This window comes from Dactylosporangium sp. NPDC006015 (assembly GCF_040614215.1).
Lineage (GTDB): Bacteria > Actinomycetota > Actinomycetes > Mycobacteriales > Micromonosporaceae > Dactylosporangium > Dactylosporangium maewongense.
In genome coordinates, this window is the sequence record NZ_JBEXUD010000043.1 from 42,564 (window position 1) to 61,388 (window position 18,825).

The following is an 18,825-nucleotide window of genomic DNA, read 5'->3' on the forward strand; positions in this document are numbered from 1 at the left end:
CAATTAGCGCCGCCGGCCGCCGCAACGACCTGTGCTGCCGCGGGTTTCGCGCGACGGCAGAACTGCGGTCGTCACAGCGAGTGACAGGCCCCGGCGACGCTGGCTTCCTGTCCTGCCGATGAGCGCGCACCCGATCATGCCGTGGTGGAGCCTCACAGTGCTGTAGACCGGCGGCACATGTCGATGCGGCAGGCCGAGCCGCCTCGGTCCGGCGGCGCATGTGGCAGCCTGGCATGTATGCCGATCACCGTGGTGGCGTACGACCCGGACTGGCCGTTGCGCTTCAGGCGGGAACGTGCCGTGTTGGAGGAGGTGCTGGCGCCTTGGCTGGCAGGTGGGGTACACCACGTCGGTTCGACGGCTGTGCCGGGTTTGGCGTCCAAGCCGATCATCGACATGGTGGCAGGCGTCCAGGACCTGGCCGGCGCGGCGCCGGCTATCGGGGTGCTGGCTGAGCACGGGTACGTGCATGCACCGCACCGCCCACGGGCCTACTGGTTCTACAGAACGGCGACGCGCTCAGCCGAGCACACCCACCACCTGCACCTGACCGAACCTGGCAGCGACCTGTGGCGCGAGCGGCTCGCCTTCCGTGACGCACTGCGCGGTAACCCCGCTCTTCGCCAGGAGTACCAGGCGCTGAAGCTCAGCTTGGCGGAATCACACGACGTGGTCGACGGCTACACCGCAGACAAACGGGGCTTCGTTGCACGGGTACTCGCCTCCGCAGGCATCACGCTGGCCCCGCGTCCCGCCACCCCGTGATCAACATGCCGGATCCCGGCGATCCTCGCTGAACATCGTTGTGTCGATGGCTGCGGTGCTCGATGTGGGCGGGGCCGGTCTTCGCCCGGCACGTTATAGGGCTGGGTCCGCACGGTGAGCAACTCGTTGTCGCCCTGCCGGCGCACGGGAACGCTCTCAGCGTGCGCCGGCTCCGCTCACCGCAGACGACGGGCCGCGCGTCGAGCCAGTCGAGCCAGGACCGCGTCCAGCCGCGGCAACGGCCTCTATCCATCGCCGGTGGACGCGTTGCCGCGGCTGTACGCCACCGAGCACATCGCCGCCCCGGACAAGCTCGTCGCCGTGCACTACTTCATCGGTAGCTGCGACTGGTGGATCTGCGAGTACGAGCCGGAGACCTGCACCGCATACGGCTACACGTGCCTCGGCGACCCCCAATGGCCGAATTGCCGTTGAATCATGACAGTTGTGTGACGAAACTGCCGGACCCGAATGTTCATCCGGGTGTTCCCTCCTGCTGGCCAACGATCGGCAAGACTCAGCGCGAACCAAGATCCTCTATTCGGAGTACTGCCTTGGCCACGCGCGGAAGACGGCATTGGCGGGGAGCGGTGTGCCTGGTGGCGCTCGCGGTCCTCGCCGGGTTCGCCGTTCCCGGGACGGCGGCGGCGCACCCGTTCGGCGACCCGCAGACCGTCGCCGTCGGCCTCGGCGACGACCGGCCCGACGTCGTGCGGGTGCGGTGGCGGGTCGGCGGGTCCGACGACCTGACGCTGCTCGGGGTGTCGCTCGGCATCCTGCCGCAGGACCGGGTCATGCTCGACGGCGCCGTCTTCTACCGCGACACAGACGCGGCGGCGATCGCGCCCGCGCCGGCGTTCGCGAAGTACCTCCTCGAACGGATCACGGTCCAGACCAACCGTCAGGCCTGTCCAGGGGTGCTGCAGCCGATCGACGACCTCGCCAAGCGGGGCGTGACGATCGACTACACCTGCCCGGGGCCGGTCGGGACCGCGTCGGTCGCCGTGCGGACGCTGACCGACCTGCACCCGGCCTACCAGACTCTGGCCACCGGGCCCGACGGGCAGCGGACGGTGTACCGCCAGGGCGCCGACTCCCACGACTGGCCCCTCGGCGACTCGCCGGCCACCGTGCCCGCGTCCGGCAGTAGTGCCGCGATCCAGCTCGGCGCGGTCGTCGCCGGCGTGCTGGTCGCGATCGCTGTCGTTTGGCTGGTGGGCCGTCGGATGCGGCGCAGGAGGGCACCGGCATGAGCGACCGGTTGCAGGAGTTCGTCAACGCTCCGGGCATCGCGCCGCTCGCGTTCCTGTTCGCGTTCCTGGCCGGCGCCGGGCACGCGCTGGGGCCCGGGCACGGCAAGAGCCTCGCGGCGGCGTACCTCGCGGGCTCCCGCGGCCGGGTCCGCGACGCCGCCTGGCTCGGCGGCACGGTCGCCGCGATGCACACCGTGTCGGTGCTCGCCATCGGCGTCGCCTGGACGTTCTTCTCGCTGTCCGACCTGGTCCGGATGGAGCAGCTGACCGGCTGGCTCCAGCTGGTCGCGGGCCTGCTCGTCATCGGCACCGGCATCTGGCTGATCCGCCGCAACATGCATGGTCATCACCATCATCACGGCGACGATCATCACCATCATCACGACGCGCACGACCACGACCACGAGCACGGCCATGAGCACGACCACGGGCACGGCCAGGTGAAGAAGCCCGGGCTGGTGCTGCTCGGGATGTCCGGCGGGCTCACCCCCTCGCCGGCCGCGTTCCTCGTCCTCGCCACCGGCCTGTTCGTCGGTCGCGCCGGGTTCGCGCTGCTGCTCGTGCTCACCTTCGGCGCCGGCATGGCCGTCGTCCTCTTCGGCGTCGGTGTCCTCGCGATCGCCGGCCGCACCGTTCTCAGCCGGACACCGCGCCTCCACGCCGCCGCCCGCGTGGCCCCCGTCCTCGCCGCCGGCGGCATCACCGTCTTCGGCGCTGGCATCGTCGCGTTCGCCGCGATGCACCTCGTCACTGTCACATAAAAGGAGAACCATGAGGCACCGACTACGGCGGGCGCTCCCTATCGCGCTCGCCGTCGTCCTCGCCGGCGGGTCCGTGCCCACGGACGCCGTCGCCGAGAACGCACCGCCGCTGACCGGCGGCGCGCCCGTGCTCAACCTGAGCGACGGGCAGACCCTCGAAGGGCGGGTCCGGGTCGAGGCCGAGCCGACCGTGGAGAACGACTCCGTCGTCGCGCTGACCGTCGACGGCAAGGCCGTCGGGGCCGCGCCGACGAAGGGCACCGCGCGCTTCGCGTTCGACATGGGCGGCAACGGTACCGAGGCCCGCTACCACAACTACATCACCGTCAACGACCACACGGCCGAGGCGGACCGGGTCTACTTCCCGGACATCCCCGGCGGCCGCAGCGGCGTCCTGGAGTTCCCCGGCGCCTGGCTGCACGCGGGCGTCAACACGGTCACCGTGCACGCCGGCGCGAACTGGGTCGACACCACCAACGCCAACGCGGTGGGCGTGGAGACGCTGCCGTTCGGCGAGGGCCTGCGCTGCCCGAACTACGACGACTTCCCGCTGAGCAGCCTCGCCCTCAGCCTGCTCGGCGTGGTCGCCGACGGCGAGCAGAACGCGTTCAGCTACAGCTTCGGCGACGGCACCTGCGGCAGCTCCAAGAACCTGCTGGTGAAGGACCTGACGTTCGTCGTCTCCGGCGAGCCCGGCTCGACCGCCGGCCTGGGCGTCGACCTCGACACCAGCACGCTGGACAACGGCGCCCACACGGTCGTGGCCACCACGAGGTCCGGCGCCACCGCGCAGGCGCTCGTCGCCGTGAACAACGCGCCCGCTGGTGCCCCGAAGATCTCCCCGGCCGAAGGCTCGCTCGTGCGTGGCACCCGGCCGGTCATCGCCGCGCTCGCCGGCGCGCCCGGCGTCGGCAGCGTGCAGTCGCTGGCCATCGACGGCAGCCCGGCCGAGAACGCCGAGTCCCTCGCGGCCGGCACCGCGACGCTCGCGCTGACCGTCGAGGCCGGCAACTCGGCCGAGGCGAAGTACCACAACTACCTGCTCGTCAACGGCAACCGGGTCGACCTCGGCGGCGACTACGGCGTCGCCGGCGCCGAGACCGCGACGCTCAAGGTGCCGCACCGGTACCTCAAGTCCGGCGACAACACCATCCTGCTCAAGACCGGCGACTACAACGGCACCCTCAGCGGCGCCACCTGCGCCAACCACGACGACTTCCGGGTCACCCGGGCGTCGGTGAGCCTCACGCTGGGCACGTCCGGGACGGTCACCGCCGGCCCGACGTACCTGGTCACCACCGCCACGAGCGGCGCGGTGACGAGGGAGGCGACGACCGCCGCCTCCCTCGCCCTGGGCGACGGCACCTGCGGCGCCAACAAGGAGGCCGAGTTCCACTTCGACGTGGCCGACGCCCCCACCACCCGCACGGTCGACACGCTCGGCGCGGGCACCGACGCCCACCTGCGGGTGTTCGTCGGCGGCAACGGCGCCGACAGCGGCTTCGACAACGTCGTGCGGATCAACGGCATCCCGCTGAGCCTCGGCATCTGGGAGAAGGAGGTCGCCGACCTCGCGTTCCCGAACGAGTGGCTCGTCCCCGGCGTCAACGTCGTCGAGTTCGTCGCCGGTAGCGACCACGGCAGCGCCAAGGCCGGCGGCTGCGACAACTACGACGACTTCACGCTGCGCGACTTCCAGCTCGCCCCGGCGGGCGCGAAGGCGACGCTGCTGAGCCGCGAGATCGCCGAGAACACTGTCACGATCGGCTCGGCGAGCTACCCGGCCGGCCAGCCGGTGACCGTGTACATCGGCGACGGCACTTGCGGCAGCAGCAGCAACGGCGTGCTCACCAAGACCGTCCTGTTCGACGTCACCGCCGAGAACGGCGGTGCGCTGCCCGCGCTCGGCCGGCGCGCCGACGTCGACACCACCAAGCTCGGCGACGGCGGGCACAGCATCACGGCCGTCGTCGGCGACAAGACCTCGACCCGGCGGTTCACCGTCGACAACACCGCGCCGGAGGTGGCCGACAGCGTGCCGGCCGAGGGCCAGCGGCTCACGTCGACCGTCGCGCTCGTGGTGCAGGTCAAGGACGCCTCCGGGGTCGCCGGCACGCCGGTGATCACGCTCGACGGCAAGGCCGTCGCGCAGGGCGCCCTGATCGGCCGAGGCCTGGCCGCCGGTGCGCACACGATCGCGGTCACTGTGGCCGACGTGCTCGGCAACACGGCCACCCGGGAGATCCACTTCACCAGCGCGAGCATCCCGGACGTGCCGTCCGAGCTGACCGCGACCGTCGGGGACCCCAACGCGCCCGGCGCCACGCTGTCGGCGAAGATCCCCGGCCCGGCCGGCGTGCCGCTCACGGCGACCTTCACCAAGGCCGACCAGGTCCTGCCGACCGGCGGCTACCAGGGCACGGCGACGTCGGTGCCGACCACGCTCGACGTGGCCCACGACGCCGCGGTACAGCTGGCGTCGCTCCAGCCGCTCGACGGCCGGACGATCGACACGCCGTCCGGGCGTGACGTGGTGTTCCAGCGCTACGACCTGAGCGTCGGCACCGCGCAGGACCCCATCCTGCGGTGGGAGGGCAGCATCGACCCCGAGCGGGTCGTGGCGCTGCGCGTGTGGGACCCGGCGGCCAAGCGCTGGACGGTGCTCACCAGCTCCCGCGGGCAGGCCGGCCACACCACGGTGCTGGCCGCGCCGGTCGGCGCCGAGCACCGCGACGGCGGGACCGTCCACGTCCTGGTCACCGGCGAGGACCCCTTCGCCGACGACCTGTCGCCCCGCGACGCGACGGCGCAGCAGGACAAGGACCGCTTCGAGGACCCGGGCACCTACGACTTCGCGCTCGCGCACTTCACCGACACGCAGTACCTCAGTGAGGGCGCGGCCGGCGGCACCTACGACGACTGGGACGGCCGTGCCGAGCCCTCCGACGTGATGGCCGCCGAGGAGCAGGCGATCTGGGCCGCGGCGTACCGCAACACCACCCAGTGGATCGCCGACAACCGCGAGGGACGCAAGATCGCGTACACCGCGCACACCGGCGACATCATCGAGAACGACTACTACGACCCGCTCGCCAAGAACCCGGACGGCACGCTGCTGCGGCCCGGCCTCAACGAGCAGGTCGAGCGGGAGTTCACGGCGGCGTCGGAGTACCAGAAGGTGCTCGACGACAACGGCGTGGTCAACCAGGTCATCGCCGGCAACCACGACGACCAGCTGGGCGCCGAGACCGGTCCGGACTCGCGGTTCAGCAAGACGTTCAGCGCCGACCGGTACTACGGTGTCGCCAAGAGCTGGCCGGCGGGCACCGAGTACCACGCCTGGGACGAGCAGGTCGCGGCCGACGGCAGCGTCATCCCCGGCAAGGACAACCAGAACAACTACGTGCTGTTCTCCGCCGGCGGCCTGGACTTCGTCGCGGTCGGCCTGTCCTACGGCGTGACGCCGCAGGAAGCCAGGTGGGCCGACTCGGTGTTCAAGCGGTACAAGGACCGCAACGGCATCCTGCTGTCGCACGACTACCTGAAGCCGTCGGTCAACCCGGACGGCCGCGGCGCGGACTTCTCGGCGCCGGACGGCTCGCCGCTCTACAAGCAGGTCGTCGAGGCCAACCCGAACGTCTTCCTGGTGCTGGCCGGCCACGAGCACGGCGTCGGCACCAACGTGAAGTCGAAGGTCGGCGTCACGGTCACCCACGACGTCGTGGAGCTGCTGGCGGACTACCAGTTCTACACGGTGTCCGCCGGTGACCTGTGGCCCGGCCGGGTCGACGCGAGCGGCAACATCGACGTCAACGGCGACGGCACGGTGGACCACAAGGCCACCGACCGCCTCCAGTTCGGCGCGAGCTTCCTGCGCCTGCTGCAGTTCGACGTCGACCGGGCCGAGGTGCACATCGACACGTACTCGCCGTTCCTGAACAACTTCGGGGCGACCGAGTACGACATCCGGGCCGACGGCAGCCAGACGAAGCCGCGGTACAACGGGGCCGAGGACAACCTGACCCTGCCGGTCGACCTCACCACCCGCAAGACGTCGTTCGCCACCGACTCCCTCGCGCTGTACGTGCCGGGCGGCACGATCGCGCAGCAGGAGGTCATGGCGAACGGGACCGCGACGGTCACCTGGTCCGGGCTCGCGCCGGCCACGTCGTACGGCTGGATCGTCTCGGCGACGAGCGCCGACGGCGGCGCGGCGGTGGCCCAGCCGGCGGTCTTCCGCACGGTCAAGGCCAAGCCGCAGGTGACGGCGACGGCCGCGCCGGTCGACTGGGGCACCGCGGCGAAGGTGGACGTCACCGTGGCCGCCGGCGGCCTGCCGGTCACCGGCAAGGTCGAGCTGCGCGAGGGCACGACGCCGCGCGGTACCGCGGAACTCGCCGCGGGCAAGGCGAGCTTCACCCTGCCGGCCGGCCTGTCCGGCGGCGTCCACAACCTGACCGCGGCCTACCTCGGCACCGACGGCTACGAGCCGGCCGAGGCCGGCGTCGCGGTGACGGTGAACCTGCCGCCGACCTGGGTCGCGACCACGCAGTACAAGTTCAACGCCCGGGTCACCTACCAGGGCAAGGTGTACCAGGCGGCCTGGGCGACGCAGAACCAGAAGCCCGGCGACCCGAACGGCCCATGGCAGGAGATCGCCATGGCCGAGGACGGCGCCGCGCTGTGGACGGCGTCGCGGATCTTCAACAACGGCGAGTACGCCACGTACCAGGACAAACAGTGGCGTGCCATGTGGTGGACCCGCAACCAGGCACCGGGCGACCCGAACGGCCCGTGGGAGGAGATCGCCCCGCCGCCGCCGGGCGGCGGCCCGGCGGCGTGGGCACCGACGCGGGTCTACAACGCCGGTGACCGGGTGACGTACCAGAACCACGTGTACGAGGCGAAGTGGTACACCCGCAACCAGAAGCCGGGCGACAAGAATGGCCCCTGGAAGCTGGTCAGCTAAATCAGCCATGCAGTCCTGCTGCTGGTGCCGTCCCTGATGCCGGGCGCACCAGCAGCAGGACCCGGACCCTTTTGCGCATCGTGTGTGCTCGCTCATCCGTTCCGGTCGGTGCGTGCTCGGGCGGCCTGGTGTGGCAGGACTCGTCAACAGGTGTCGGGCACCAGCTGCCATAGACCGCTGCTCGTTGAACGCGTTTGACGGTGTCCTCGTCGACCGTGGTGCTGCCGTCCGGCGTCGGTACCCGCTGCAAACGGTCCTTACCGAGCCGGTCGCAGTAGTCCTCCGAAGGGGCCGGCGCCACATACGTGCAGGCGAAGCCGCGCGGACGCTGCCGTGCCTCAACGGCCGGTCCAGACGAGTCCGCCGCAGTGACACCCAGCACGAGTGCGGCGATCCCGGCTGTCAGGACCGGCAGGGAGCGCCGGTACCGCAGACGTCGCCAGCGTGTCCGATGTTGCTCCATTTGACTCCGACTCTCACGGGCTCACGCCTTTGGTCGGCGCACGAACCCCGGTCCTGAGGGAAACGGCTCGTCACCGTCGGGTCGGAACAGAATTCGATCATGGCTCGGCGCACCCCACCCACTGTCGCGTTGGCCTTTCGGCCGAGACCGTTGCCATGCACTCGTGGCCGATGAGCGCGAACAGATTGCGGCGGAAACTGCGGTCTGGTCGGTCGACGGTCCTGCTGCGATCCGCCGTACGGGTTGGCGTGGTGATGCGGGCGTGATGCGCGACGGGTGTGGGGTGCAACTACTCCTCGTCGAGGACGGTTGCCAGCTCGCCGTGTTTCATCCCGAAGTGATAGCTGACGACGTACCCGCCGTCGAGATTGCGCCCGATTAGCTTGACGCTGCTGGCTCGCTGCTGCACGACCTCAAGCCGCACTCGCCGATCGCCGGTGCTGATGTACAGCAGCACGACGTCGCCGACGGACAGCTGCTCGGCGGGCACGAGGCGGCTCATTTCCACATCTTCCGCACGCTGCCGGCTTTCGCCAATGCCCGGCCAGCCCAATGGATACAAGGCCCTCAGCGGAGAGTTGGGGCAGCGCCGCCACTCAAGGTCACACGCACGCTCATGCCGCTGCGCGCTTCGTGTCGGAACGGGTCGTTGCCAACGGCAATTGGCACGGCGCCCTGGGGGCCTCCGGTCGTGCCGAACGTTGCGCGCCTGATCATCAAGAACGGCCCAGGGGCGGAAGGCAGCACCTGCGTCTCCGCCCCGCTTCGGGTGATCCGCGTGTCGGCGAGGTGGGTTTCCCTCGCGTGGCGGCGATGATCTCGTCGTCGGTTATGCCCGGGACATGACCGACGGAGGGTCCGGTGTATTCACACTGATCAGACCTCGGGCTTGGTCGTCCGCACGAAGGTCTCGCGCTCACGGCCCGAGAGTGCCGCAGCCTCTGTTGCCGCGGGTGTGACCTCGCGTAGTGCCGCGTCGATAATCAACCCGACGACCGCCACGCCCTGTGGCTGCATACGTGGCGCTGTCGTCGGGTCGGCTCGTCGCTCGTGCCGACGAGCGCCATGTGTTCTGCCGGGTGGCCCGGATACGATCGCCGGCTATGGCGGTACCAGCGACCTACGTGACGGTGCGCGACGGAAAGATCACCGTCGCTTATAACCGTGTCGGCGGGTACGAGATCCTTGAGATCAGTGTGCTCGGCCCGGACGTGGTCGGCCGGTTTCTTGAGGCGTGGCAGCAGCTCGATCCGTGGGATGAGTGGACCGACAACGCCGATAGCGACGGCGGCCTGCTGGTCGATTTCGATCAGCAGGTGCTGATGATGTTCAGCACCCAGCGGGGGGCGGCGCTGAGGGTGGCATGCCTGGACGCAGTGACTCGCACGTGGCCGGGCTGGCAGGTGCGCTGGGCTTACGACGGTATCGCCGATCTGGTCGACTACGTGGGCGGAGAAGTCTCGCAGGTTCGTCGCAAGCGCACCGAACCGAAGGCCCTGTACTGGCACGACGGCATCGAGCGGATGGACCTGCGCTATGTCGTCACCATCGGTGAGACGCAAGCGTATGGCCTGGCGTGGAACGCAGTCGAGCCGTGGGAGGTGGGTGCCGGGCTGCAGGAGCAGCTGCGTCCCGGCGACCGGATCACCGCCGCCGCGACCATGCCCGAGGCGGGCATGCACCTCGACCCGGTCAGTCTCACCGCCGGCGTGTGGAGCGCGGTGCGACCGCTGCGCGGGCTGTCCGAATCCTGGCCGCGGTTGTGGCCAGGTTGGACGTTGCTCCGCTGGGATGACCGGGGCAGCGAGCAACTCCAGCGGTGCGCCGGCTCGGTCGCGTTTCCGCTGGCCGAACCGCTCGGCCGAGGACAATTCGCCACGAGCGTGATGCGGACCTGGTCGTTCTTCGTCGCCGAGGATTTCAGCAAGAACTGCCGTAAGGCGGTCCTCAGCAAGAAACACGTCAAGCTGCAACGCGAGGACGGTTGGTTCCGCGCGCGAGAGCAGACCGGCATCACCCGTCGTGAATTGTCCGCGGCGTTGGAGGCGATCACCCGTAGGCACTGGCCCGCCCCTCGATGGCCGAAGTTCGACGAGCCGCATCATCGCCGATGACCCGCCGTCGCAGGCAGAACCGGCCCCGGCGAGCGTCGCTGAACGAGTTACCGATCTGCCGATGAAAGGGCGCTCCGCTGACTGAGAGCCAGTTACCGTCGGCCCACCGCTGAGCGCCTCTCAGCGGCAGATCCGGACGTCCGGGAACGTCCGGGTCGCTGCGGCCTTCCGATCTCAGATCCGGGTCATGGCGGAGGCGTAGCCGCCTCCGCCGGGGTAGGTCCATTCGCCGGTGACCGTGGTGTCGTCGGCGTTGAATGTGCCCTCGTAGTAGGCCGGGCCGCCTTTCGCCCCGGCCCAGATGGTCAGCTTGTCGCCGACGAGTTCGTAGACGTAGTCGAAGGTGTTGCCGGCCGCGTCGTAGAACCGCGACACCACGTCGGCGCCGGCCGGCTCACCGAACGGGTGCAGGTTACCGATGACTTCCAGCCCCGTGACGGCCTGGCCGAACTGGCTCAGCTCGACGTGCTGGAGCAGGAAGAACCGGCCGTCCATCCACTCGTACCGCACGGTTCCCTCGGCGCCGCCGGTCACCGACCAGGTGCCGACCAGACGGTCCAGGGCGGTCAGTTCGGCGCTCGGCTGGGTGTTCTCAGTCATCGTGTCCTCCTCGGCGGGTGCTTGCCGGTACCTCGGAGGTGACGCCCGGGCTTTGACATCTCCGTGATGTGACCCAGGACACCCCTCCTGGGCGTCAAGGTTCGCGGTGCGGCCACGAGGTAGCGGCAACCACTCACCACGGAGGACGTCATGGCCACCATCGCCGCCACCGGTCCCGCCGTCCGCCGCTCGGCCGACCGCCTGCTCCTCGCCGGCAGCCTCGCCGGGCCGGTCTTCTTCGCTTCGGCCGCGACGCAGATGCTCACCCGGGACGGCTACGACATCACGCGGCACCCGATCAGCCAGCTGGCCACCGGAGGTCTCGGCTGGATCCAGATCACCACGTTCGTGCTCGCCGGCCTCGGCGGGATCGCCCTCGCCGTCGGTGTCCGACGCACGCTCACCGAGGGCACCGGCCGGCGTGTGCTGCCGATCTTCGTCGGGATCTTCGGTGCCGGGCTCGTCGCGGCGGGGGTGTTCACCATGGATCCGGAGTACGGCTTCCCGGTAGGGACTGCTGACGGGCCGGTCGGCGAGATGTCCTGGCACAGCATCGCGCACTCGGCGGCGGCCGCGGTCGCCTTCACCGCGCTGGCCGCCGCAGCCATCGTGCTGGCTGTTCGTCAGGCCCGCCGTCGCACTGCCCTGCCGGCGGTGCTGAACGGCCTCGCCGCGCTCATCCTGCTGATGCCGATGTCGCCGAGCCACATGAGTATCCAGATCGCCGTGAACGGCCTGGTCGCCTTCACCTGGACGACGGTCGTCGCCGTCTCCCTGCGCCGTTCGAGCTGGTCGGCGTAGCGTGATCCGAGCCCTGCGAGCACGAGGATGACCATGAAGTATCTGCTGCTCAGCTACACGCCGGCCGCCGCCTGGGACGCTGCGACCGCCGACACCCCGTCTGACGAGGCGCTGGCCGCGTTCGCCGCGTACCAGCGGTTCGAACAGGAGCTGGTCGAGACCGGCGAGTTCGTCAGCAGCGAGGGGCTCGGTCACCCGGCGGTCAGCACCACGGTCCGCAGGACCCCGACCGGCGTGGTGGCCACAGACGGCCCGTTCGTCGAGCTCAAGGAGGTCCTGGCCAGCTTCGCGGTGATCGACGTGAGCAGCCAGGAGCGTGCCGTCGAGATCGTCTCGCGGATGGTCGAGGTTCTGGGCGAGCCGATGGAGATCCGGCCGATCATGGGCGCGGACTTCGCGGCATGACCCGCCGTACCCAGCGTCGCCGGACGGCGGCAGACCGGGCGGGCATACGAACGGCGGTACCGGCGTGACGCCGGATGTCGAGCACCTGCTGCGCACCGAGGCGCCGCAGGTGCTCGGCGCGCTGGTGCGGCGCTTCGGCCACTTCGACGCCGCCGAGGACGCGGTACAGGAGGCGCTGCTCGTCGCGAGCCGGGCGTGGCCGACGGACGGCGTGCCGGAGAACCCGCGCAGCTGGCTGATCCGGATCGGGTACCGGCGGATGGTCGACCTGCTCCGCACCGACCAGGCCCGACGCCGCCGCGAACGGCACGCCGGCATCAGCGAACTGGCGATGCAGGACCCGGCCCGACGGGCGCGCCCCGCGCTGGAAACCGACGACAGTCTCACGATCCTGCTGCTGTGCTGCCACCCCGCGCTGAGCCCCACCTCTCAGGTGGCGCTCACGCTGCGTGCGGTCGGCGGCCTGACGACCACGGAGATCGCACACGCCTACGGGACGGCCGAGAACACCATGGGCGCCCGGATCAGTCGCGCCAAGCAGCAACTGGCCCGCGCCGGCGCCCGGTTCACCCCGCCGACCGACGCCGACCGCGACAGCCGCATGAACGCCGTCATGCAGGTGCTCTACCTGATCTTCAACGAGGGCTACACCGCCTCCACCGGCGACGAGCTCGCCCGCGTCGACCTGACCCGCGAGGCGATCCGGCTGACCCGTATGCTCCGCGACTGCCTGCCGGACGACGCCGAGGTGACCGGGCTGCTCGCCCTGATGCTGCTGACCGAGTCGCGACGCGCCGCCCGTACCGACGGCGACGAGCTGGTGCCGTTGGAGGAGCAGGACAGAACCCGGTGGGATCCCGAGCTGATCCGTGAGGGCACCGAGCTGATCGACAGCGTCTGGCGCAGGCGCGAGGTCGGCCCATACCAGTTGCAGGCGGCGATCGCGGCCGTGCACGCCGCGGCCGCGTCGCCGGACCGCACGGACTGGCCACAGATCGCGGCACTGTACCTGGGTCTCGAACGACTCAGTCCGACCGCGCCGGTGCGGCTGAGCCGGGTGGTCGCGGTCGCGCACGCGTACGGGCCGGCCCGCGGGCTGGCCCTGCTCGACGACCTCAACCGGGGCTACCACCTGGACGAGGAACCGCTGACCCGGCAACGCGAACGCGCCGTTCGCGCACATCTGCTCGAGATGACCGGTGACACCGCCGGCGCGGCGGCGCGGTACCGCGAAGCATCCGCCCTGACCCAGAACCAGGTCGAACAGCGGTACCTCCAACGCCGAGCCCGCCGCCTCGGCTGACCGATCGCCGGCCAGCGTCCGCACATCGGCAGTTCAGAAAGCCTCGGCGCCGCAGGATTCAATCACCCACCGTTACGAGTAGCGACGGAACGCCGCGCACCAACGGCGGCAGAAGCTGATGCCAAGTCGGCCGATGTGGAGGCCCGTGCTGGCGCGCGTCGCAACGGTTACCGTGCGTTGCGTAGGAACGGCCCGAGCAGTTCACCGGCTCGGGCGCGGACGCGGGCAGGGTCGCCACCCGCCTCGATGAGACTGGACGCGCTGTAGACGATCGCGTTGATCAGCTCGGCGGTGGTGGCCGGGTCCGGCAGGTCCATCGCCCGCAGCGCGTCGATCAGCGGGTGGGACAGCTGCTCGTGCATGGCGCGGCTGCTGTCGTGCAGCTGCTGCCCGGGCGCGATCGCGGCGAGGGCCCGGGCCACCGCGTGCTCGCCCTCGGCGACCAGCGCGAGGTTGGTGTCGACGTATGCCAGCACCCGCGCGCCCGGACCGCCCGCCGCGGCCATCGCGTCCGTCACCCGGGTCGACCAGCGCGGGAACACGTCCTGGATCAGCGCGTCGAGCAGGTCCTGGCGCGAGCGGAAGTACTCGTAGGCCGAGGAGCGGGCCAGGCCGGCGCGGCCGGCGACCGCCGCGAGCGACGGCGCGGCGCCCGGCTCCTCGGCCAGGATGGCACGGGCCGCGTCGAGCAGCGCGCGATGCTTGGCGGCGCGGTGCTCAGCGACGGTGGGCGCCGAGATGCGCGGCACCGTGCCTCCCTCCGTCGCCTAGCCGGACAGCGTTCCGTCGACCATTTCTACCACCCGGTCGCAGTCCGCGAGCACATCTGTGTCGTGCGTGACCATCACGGTGGCCACGCCGGCGCGCCGGGTCTCGCGGGCCAGCAGCTCGACCACCTCGCGGCTGCGGGCCCGGTCGAGGGCCGCCGTCGGCTCGTCGGCCAGCAGCAGCGACGGGCCGCCGATCAGCGCCCGGGCGATGCCGATGCGCTGCCGTTCCCCGCCGGAGAGCTGGTGCGGGCGCCGATGCGCCTTGTCGGCCATCCCGACCGCTTCGAGCAGCGCCGCGGCGTCCGGCGCCCCGGTCCGCCGCCGGTCGAGGTGGTGGATGAGCCGCAGCTGGTCGATCGCGGTCAACGCCGGGATGAGGTTGCCGCTCTGGAAGACGAACCCGATGTGCTCGCGCCGGTAGGCGGTCCGTGCCGCCGGGCGCATGGCGGCCAGGTCGTCGCCGTCGACGGTGACGGTGCCCTCGTCCGGGACGGTCAGCCCGCCGGCCACGGCGAGCAGGCTGGACTTGCCGGCGCCGGACGGCCCGACCACCGCCACCAGCTCGCCGGGCGCGACGGTGAGGCTCACCGCGTCCAGTGCCTTGATGGTGTCGTCGCCGTCGCCCAGGCGCAGGGTGACCTCGGCCAGGCGCAATCCGGTGCGGGTGGCGGTGTCGAGCTTCATCGCTGTGCTCCCAGGGCGGCCAGCGGGTTCACCGTGGCGATACGGACGATGGCGGTGGCCGCGCCGAGCAGGCCGAGCGCGATGAGCAGCCCGGCCGCGGTCAGGACGGCAGGCGGTTCCAGGGTGAACGGCACGTCTCCGCCGGCCACGAGGGCGCCCAGGCCCAGTCCGGCCAGCACCCCAGCGGCGCAGGCGGCCAGCAGAATGAGTAGTGCCTGGGCGAGGCCGTCGCGCAGCAGGTACACCCGGGACGCGCCGATCGCCCGCAGGACGGCCAGCTCGTGCTGGCGGTGGATGGTCCACACCGTGAAGAACGCGCCCACGACCAGGGCCGAGATGGCGTACAGGAAGACCTGGATGAGGGTGAGGGTCGAGGTTTCGGCGGTGTAGCCGGGCGAGGTCGCGTACGCGTCGGCGAGCGTCAGGCTGGTGGTGCGCGCGGCGGCGTCCCCGGCCGCGAGGTCGAGTGTGGCACCATTGCGCGCCAGGATCGCCACGGCGGTCGCCTCGCCGTCGGCGCCGGTGTGGATCCGGCGCCAGGTGTCGAGCGGCAGGTAGGCCACGTCGACGTGCCCGAATGTCCGCTGATCGGCGGTAGCCCCGATCACCGTCAGTTTGACGCCGAGCCGGTCGACGGTCACCGTGTCGCCGAGGCGTAGCCCGGCGTCGAGCAGCGTGCTGGAGACGACCAGCCCGTCCGCGCTGCCCAGCCGCGATCCGCTGGCGGGCGTCGGGTCCAGGAACGAGCCCGGCCGCACGCCGAACAGCGCCAGGTCGATCGGCGCCCCGGCACCACTGTGTGCGTTCACCAGCATGTTGCCGAACGGCTCGGCCGCCTCCACACCGGGCTGCCCGCGCCAGGCCTCCACCTGCCTGGTATCGACAACGCTGCGCGAGAACGCACCGTCCACCCGGGTTCCCTCGGCGAACCCGAACGCGGTGACCGGCATCCGCCGCAGCCCGGAGACACCATCGTTCACCAGTCCAGACGACATGCCGGACAGCAGCACCATGAGCACCGCGATCAGCGCCACTACCGCACCCATCAAAGCGAATCTCGAACGCGCGAACCGCAGTTCGCGCAACGCCAGGAACATGACCTCTCCCATCACTTGCCGACATCGCGTCGGCAACTATACCGACACGATGTCGGCTAGACGCGCGGGAGAGGTGGACGGACGACTGCAGCGGGTTGTAGTCGGCGGCGCGCAGGCCAGCGCCTTTAGGAGTCGGACGCGCTCATCGGCCAGATGAGCGCGTCGCGGCCGGCTCAGGGGCGTAGGTCTGACACGCACCGCGGGCGCGCTCGGCCGCGACGTCGCGGCCAGGGCGCTGCGGGACCAGCGTCCACATGCTGTTCCCGGCAACTGCCGCCGCCACGATCGCGCACGTCAACGCGAGCGCGGCACGCGCACCGGCCTATCCACACCTGGTCCGCCGACCCGCCGGTGAGCTCTCGGCGGACAACCGAGGGTCGCAACCGGTGACGCGGCGCTGCTCGGCTCCCTGACTGCCGCCTGCGTCGAGCTGCTCACCGACCGTCGCGCCCGGCCGCTGCGCCGCCGCGAGAGACTCCTGCCTCCGCACCCCGAACTGAACCCGCTGGTTCAGCGATGGTGGACGCGTGCGCCGAGCACCCAGCCGATCAGCTGGGACGGGGTTGGTGGTGCGCGGTGCCGCGGACAGGACCGTCGCGCCGTGTCCGACGGACGGGCGGGCACTCTGCCCTCGTGCCCGACATTCCGGGTGAACGGCCGCCCGTACCCTCGATGTCGACGGGTTGTCGTGAGCACTGAGCCAGGGGAACATGGGCGATGCGCCACCGGCCAACGGCCGCCGTGATGCCGCTCTCGCGGTAGGCGCTCTCGCGGTGATGCTCGTGCTCATCGTCCTGGTGGCGCGGATCAGTGCGGATCGCGATCCACCGGCGCCCGCTCCTGGGTCGCCGCCCGCGTTCAAGGTGTCCATCGAGTTGTCCCGTACCGCATAGGCGCCACCGACGAAGGGCCGATGTGACGTCCGTTGATGTTGGCGGTCGGCTGACTCGACCTGAACGGCGCGAGCTCCCCGGCCGCCGTAGGCGCAATCTCCGGCGCCATCCGAGCGATCGTCACCTAATCGCTGGAGCCCTGATGGCAGCCCAGGACTCGGGCGGTCTCATGCGTGGCGCACGAACGGCGTCCTGAGTAGGTGCCACCGGACCCGGCCCTCTGGCGGGCAATCGGTTGGTGCATGAGTGTCGGGCCCCGCTCGACGGCGCGTCGCAGCGGATCGACCGCGCGACACACGGTCGGTGAGCCACCGGTGCGACTGAACGGTGGATGCACTCAACCGTCCGTTTCTGCGATCGCGTCCCTGCCCGGCGCCTGATTCGGCTGTGGCCGCCTGGAACAGCACGGCTATCGAGCTGAGGTGGGCGGCCAGCTGCGCCGGGCCGCTGACCTCGAACGGCAGCCCGATCGACGCCAGCCGGCGCGCATGCCATTCGCCGGTGTCCGGCGGCGCGAGCCACCGGCAGGTCCCGTCCGGCCGGTCGGTCAGGGTACCGGGCGGCGGCCCGCCGAATCGGTCCACCACGTGGGCGGCCGGAGCGTGGATCACGACGTCGGCCGGGGAAGGTGGGGGCCATCTGCATCGTCCGGCTCGCGACGAAGGCGGCGACGTCCCCGCCGGGCATCTCCCTCGTGACCGCCCGGGCGCCGGTCGCGGCGAGCCGGGTGACGCGGTCCAGCCGGAAGGTCCTCCAATCGTCGCGATCGAGATCGAACGCGAGCAGGTACCAGCGCCTCCCGGCCGTCACCAGAGCGCGCGGCTCGACGTGCCGGTCCTCGTCGCGGTACCGGAACCGCAGCCGCTCGTGGTTGGCGATCGCCGCGGCGGTGACGATCAGCGCGTCGGGGTTCACCGGATCCACGGCCAGCGCGAACGGGTGGGTCACGGTGGAGGAGGTCAGTGTCTCGACCCGGCGGCGCAGCCGGGGCGGCAGCACCTGGAGCAGCTTGCGGAGGGCCCGCACCGCAGCTTCGTCCGCCCCGGCCACCGCCTGCGTCGCCGCCGTGCACAGCCCGATGGCGACGGCGACCGCCTCGTCGTCCTCCAGCAGCAGCGGCGGCATCGCCGTGCCGGCCGTCAGCCGGTATCCGCCCAGCCCGCCCTGCACGGCGTGCACCGGGTAGCCCAGCTCGCGCAACCGGTCGATGTCGCGCCGCACGGTCCGGCCGGACACGCCGAGTCGCTGCGCCAGCTTGCTTCCCGGCCAGAGCCGAGGGGTCTGCAACAGCGACAGCAGGGACAGCAGCCGGGCAAGCGCGTCGGACATGCCGACATGGTGCCGCCGGACTAGGACTGGAAGTGACCTATACGACGCCTACCGTGGGCGCGCAGGTCCGCTCCGACACGAGGGAGATTCTCATGAGCAGCGCCCCACCGGCCGGGTACACGACCGTCGCGCCGTGGATCGTCACGCCCGACACCGGGCAGTTGCTGGACTTCATCACCGCGGTGTTCGACGGCGTCGAGCTGGGGCGCGTACAGCTGGAAGACGGAACGATCGGCCACGCCGAGATCCGCGTCGGCGACACCGTCCTGCTCGCCTTCGACCGGCTACCTGACTGGCCCGCCATGCCGTCGCTCCTGCGGGTCTTCGTCGCCGACGCCGATCGGACGATCGAGCGCGGGGTCGCCGCTGGGGCTCGCGTGGTCACCGCACCGGCCACCCAGGCCTTCGGTCAGCGGGGTGGCCGGGTACGTGACCCGTTCGGCAACATCTGGTGGATCAGCGCGGTGGTCGAGGACGTGGCTGCGGAGGAAGGAATGCGACGGCTCGCCGAACCGGCGTACGCCGAAGCCATGCGCGACGCCCAGGAGACCCTGGACCGGGAACTGAGTGGCCGCACCGACAGCGTCGTCAGCCGCCTGCCGATGGGCTGAGCCCGTC

General features: G+C 71.0%; 16 protein-coding genes. 10 read left to right on the top strand and 6 right to left on the bottom strand.

What is annotated here, in order from left to right; all coding sequences use genetic code 11:
- Positions 1 to 237: 237 nt before the first annotated feature.
- The 5 genes from ABZ321_RS45470 (at position 238) to ABZ321_RS45490 (ending at position 7,748) form a co-directional block, all read left to right on the top strand.
- Positions 238 to 765 (top strand): GrpB family protein, encoded by a 528-nt coding sequence (locus tag ABZ321_RS45470; protein WP_344505993.1) that lies wholly within the window; start codon positions 238 to 240, stop codon positions 763 to 765.
- 258 nt (positions 766 to 1,023) lie between these two features.
- The gene (locus ABZ321_RS45475; protein ID WP_354902289.1) at positions 1,024 to 1,200 is read left to right on the top strand and encodes a hypothetical protein; all 177 of its coding nucleotides are present in this window, start codon (positions 1,024 to 1,026) and stop codon (positions 1,198 to 1,200) included.
- Between the two features lie 164 nt (positions 1,201 to 1,364).
- The gene (locus ABZ321_RS45480; protein ID WP_354902291.1) at positions 1,365 to 2,018 is read left to right on the top strand and encodes a hypothetical protein; all 654 of its coding nucleotides are present in this window, start codon (positions 1,365 to 1,367) and stop codon (positions 2,016 to 2,018) included.
- Complete coding sequence (locus ABZ321_RS45485; RefSeq protein WP_354902293.1) at positions 2,015 to 2,779, top strand: sulfite exporter TauE/SafE family protein; 765 nt, start codon at positions 2,015 to 2,017, stop codon at positions 2,777 to 2,779. The genes ABZ321_RS45480 and ABZ321_RS45485 overlap by 4 nt, the downstream gene beginning before the upstream one ends.
- Positions 2,780 to 2,789: 10 nt before the next feature.
- The gene (locus ABZ321_RS45490) at positions 2,790 to 7,748 is read left to right on the top strand and encodes a carbohydrate-binding protein (RefSeq protein ID WP_354902295.1); all 4,959 of its coding nucleotides are present in this window, start codon (positions 2,790 to 2,792) and stop codon (positions 7,746 to 7,748) included.
- Between the two features lie 752 nt (positions 7,749 to 8,500).
- On the opposite strand, the gene ABZ321_RS45495 is transcribed toward ABZ321_RS45490, so the two are convergent.
- A complete protein-coding gene (locus tag ABZ321_RS45495) occupies positions 8,501 to 8,713 on the bottom strand; it encodes a hypothetical protein (RefSeq protein ID WP_344505989.1) in 213 nt (70 codons plus the stop codon).
- Positions 8,714 to 9,314: 601 nt separating this feature from the next.
- On the opposite strand from ABZ321_RS45495, the gene ABZ321_RS45500 reads away from it, so the two are divergent.
- Complete coding sequence (locus tag ABZ321_RS45500; protein WP_354902298.1) at positions 9,315 to 10,325, top strand: hypothetical protein; 1,011 nt, start codon at positions 9,315 to 9,317, stop codon at positions 10,323 to 10,325.
- Positions 10,326 to 10,499: 174 nt separating this feature from the next.
- Here ABZ321_RS45500 and ABZ321_RS45505 read toward each other — a convergent pair whose 3' ends face one another.
- Positions 10,500 to 10,925, bottom strand: coding sequence for a hypothetical protein (locus ABZ321_RS45505; protein WP_354902301.1), 426 nt, complete (start codon positions 10,923 to 10,925; stop codon positions 10,500 to 10,502).
- Positions 10,926 to 11,075: 150 nt separating this feature from the next.
- Here ABZ321_RS45505 and ABZ321_RS45510 point away from each other — a divergent pair, with 150 nt between their 5' ends.
- The 3 genes from ABZ321_RS45510 (at position 11,076) to ABZ321_RS45520 (ending at position 13,434) form a co-directional block, all read left to right on the top strand.
- Complete coding sequence (locus tag ABZ321_RS45510) at positions 11,076 to 11,726, top strand: DUF998 domain-containing protein (protein ID WP_354902303.1); 651 nt, start codon at positions 11,076 to 11,078, stop codon at positions 11,724 to 11,726.
- Between the two features lie 33 nt (positions 11,727 to 11,759).
- Positions 11,760 to 12,131, top strand: a complete 372-nt coding sequence (locus ABZ321_RS45515) for a YciI family protein (RefSeq protein WP_354902306.1) — start codon at positions 11,760 to 11,762, stop codon at positions 12,129 to 12,131.
- Positions 12,132 to 12,195: 64 nt separating this feature from the next.
- Positions 12,196 to 13,434: a sigma-70 family RNA polymerase sigma factor gene (locus ABZ321_RS45520; RefSeq protein WP_344505984.1), complete on the top strand. Its 1,239-nt coding sequence runs from the start codon at positions 12,196 to 12,198 to the stop codon at positions 13,432 to 13,434.
- Between the two features lie 167 nt (positions 13,435 to 13,601).
- Here the strand turns inward: ABZ321_RS45520 and ABZ321_RS45525 are convergent, their stop codons facing one another.
- From ABZ321_RS45525 to ABZ321_RS45540, 4 genes are all read right to left on the bottom strand, one after another.
- A complete protein-coding gene (locus ABZ321_RS45525; protein ID WP_354902309.1) occupies positions 13,602 to 14,183 on the bottom strand; it encodes a helix-turn-helix domain-containing protein in 582 nt (193 codons plus the stop codon).
- 18 nt (positions 14,184 to 14,201) lie between these two features.
- A complete protein-coding gene (locus tag ABZ321_RS45530) occupies positions 14,202 to 14,888 on the bottom strand; it encodes an ABC transporter ATP-binding protein (protein ID WP_344505982.1) in 687 nt (228 codons plus the stop codon).
- Positions 14,885 to 15,934 (bottom strand): ABC transporter permease, encoded by a 1,050-nt coding sequence (locus ABZ321_RS45535; RefSeq protein WP_354902312.1) that lies wholly within the window; start codon positions 15,932 to 15,934, stop codon positions 14,885 to 14,887. Before ABZ321_RS45535 ends, ABZ321_RS45530 begins: the two co-directional genes overlap by 4 nt.
- A 1,064-nt stretch (positions 15,935 to 16,998) precedes the next feature.
- The gene (locus ABZ321_RS45540) at positions 16,999 to 18,207 is read right to left on the bottom strand and encodes a WYL domain-containing protein (RefSeq protein WP_354902314.1); all 1,209 of its coding nucleotides are present in this window, start codon (positions 18,205 to 18,207) and stop codon (positions 16,999 to 17,001) included.
- A gap of 92 nt (positions 18,208 to 18,299) precedes the next feature.
- On the opposite strand from ABZ321_RS45540, the gene ABZ321_RS45545 reads away from it, so the two are divergent.
- On the top strand, positions 18,300 to 18,818 hold the full coding sequence (locus ABZ321_RS45545; protein WP_344505979.1) for a VOC family protein: 519 nt from the start codon (positions 18,300 to 18,302) through the stop codon (positions 18,816 to 18,818).
- The last annotated feature ends 7 nt before the right edge of the window (positions 18,819 to 18,825 follow it).

What these genes read in the sequence shown, in the direction of transcription:
- ABZ321_RS45470 (WP_344505993.1), top strand. Translation starts at nt 238, where the DNA reads ATGCCGATCACCGTGGTGGCGTACGACCCGGACTGGCCGTTGCGCTTC.
- ABZ321_RS45485 (WP_354902293.1), top strand. Translation starts at nt 2,015, where the DNA reads ATGAGCGACCGGTTGCAGGAGTTCGTCAACGCTCCGGGCATCGCGCCG.
- ABZ321_RS45490 (WP_354902295.1), top strand. Translation starts at nt 2,790, where the DNA reads ATGAGGCACCGACTACGGCGGGCGCTCCCTATCGCGCTCGCCGTCGTC.
- ABZ321_RS45495 (WP_344505989.1), bottom strand. Translation starts at nt 8,713, where the DNA reads ATGAGCCGCCTCGTGCCCGCCGAGCAGCTGTCCGTCGGCGACGTCGTG.
- ABZ321_RS45500 (WP_354902298.1), top strand. Translation starts at nt 9,315, where the DNA reads ATGGCGGTACCAGCGACCTACGTGACGGTGCGCGACGGAAAGATCACC.
- ABZ321_RS45505 (WP_354902301.1), bottom strand. Translation starts at nt 10,925, where the DNA reads ATGACTGAGAACACCCAGCCGAGCGCCGAACTGACCGCCCTGGACCGT.
- ABZ321_RS45510 (WP_354902303.1), top strand. Translation starts at nt 11,076, where the DNA reads ATGGCCACCATCGCCGCCACCGGTCCCGCCGTCCGCCGCTCGGCCGAC.
- ABZ321_RS45515 (WP_354902306.1), top strand. Translation starts at nt 11,760, where the DNA reads ATGAAGTATCTGCTGCTCAGCTACACGCCGGCCGCCGCCTGGGACGCT.
- ABZ321_RS45530 (WP_344505982.1), bottom strand. Translation starts at nt 14,888, where the DNA reads ATGAAGCTCGACACCGCCACCCGCACCGGATTGCGCCTGGCCGAGGTC.
- ABZ321_RS45535 (WP_354902312.1), bottom strand. Translation starts at nt 15,934, where the DNA reads ATGGGTGCGGTAGTGGCGCTGATCGCGGTGCTCATGGTGCTGCTGTCC.
- ABZ321_RS45540 (WP_354902314.1), bottom strand. Translation starts at nt 18,207, where the DNA reads ATGTCCGACGCGCTTGCCCGGCTGCTGTCCCTGCTGTCGCTGTTGCAG.
- ABZ321_RS45545 (WP_344505979.1), top strand. Translation starts at nt 18,300, where the DNA reads ATGAGCAGCGCCCCACCGGCCGGGTACACGACCGTCGCGCCGTGGATC.